We start from the raw sequence: 939 nt of genomic DNA, 5'->3' as shown, positions 1-939 counted from the left end.
ACGGCGTCGGTGGTGAGGCGGCTGCGGGTGTTCTGCCGGACGTGTTCGAGGTGGAGTTCGATCTTGGTGGTGGCGATCCGGCCCGCGGTGCGGACGCGGACGCCGGGGGTGAGGACGGCGTCGGGCCAGCCGCCGTGCAGGGTGCGGCGGTACAGCTCCTCGTGGATGGCGGCGAGGGTGTCGGCGTCGATGCCCTTGTGGAGTTGCCACTGGGCGTCGACGAGGTGGTCGCGGGCGGGTTCGGGCAGGGCGTGGAAGTAGCGGGTGTGGTCGGGGGTGAAGTGTTCGAGGCCGAGCTTGGAGTACTCCATGGGGGCGAAGGCCTCGGTGCGGCCGATCCAGTGGAGGCGTTCGCGGCCGGCGGGGCGGTGTCGCAGGAGGTCGAGGAAGACCTCGGCGCCGGACTGGCCGGAGCCGACGACGGTGACGTGGCCGGCGGTGAGGAGGGCGTCGCGGTGGTCGAGGTAGTCGCAGGCGTGCAGGACGGGGACGCCGGGGGCGTCGGTCAGGGGGCGCAGCGGGTCGGGGACGTAGGGCTCGGTGCCGATGCCGAGGACGACGTTCCTGGCGTAGGTGCGGCCGAGTGCTTCGGCTTCGCCGTCGGCGTCGAGCTGGGTGAAGTCGACCTCGAAGGTGTCGCGTTCGGGGTTCCAGCGGACGGCGTCGACCTGGTGGCCGAAGTGGAGTGCGGGGAGGCTGTCGGCGACCCAGCGGCAGTAGGCGTCGTATTCGGCGCGGTGGGTGTGGAAGCGCTCGGCGAAGTAGAAGGGGAAGAGGCGCTCGCGGGTCTTCAGGTAGTTGAGGAAGGACCAGGGGCTGGTGGGGTCGGCGAGGGTGACGAGGTCGGCGAGGAAGGGGACCTGGACGCGGGCGCCGTCGATGAGGAGGCCGGGGTGCCAGTCGAAGGTGGGGCGCTGTTCGTAGAAGACGGCGTCGAGT

Annotated in this window: 1 protein-coding gene; it reads right to left on the bottom strand. The window is 71.2% G+C overall.

The window, feature by feature from the left end; translation table 11 throughout:
• A partial coding sequence (locus P1P75_RS41690) for a SidA/IucD/PvdA family monooxygenase (protein WP_319265295.1) occupies nucleotides 1-939 on the bottom strand: 939 nt, incomplete at both ends.

The sequence above is a fragment of the Streptomyces sp. ID05-39B genome (assembly GCF_033794725.1).
Lineage (GTDB): Bacteria > Actinomycetota > Actinomycetes > Streptomycetales > Streptomycetaceae > Streptomyces > Streptomyces bobili.
This window is presented reverse-complemented; position numbering and strand designations above follow the sequence as displayed.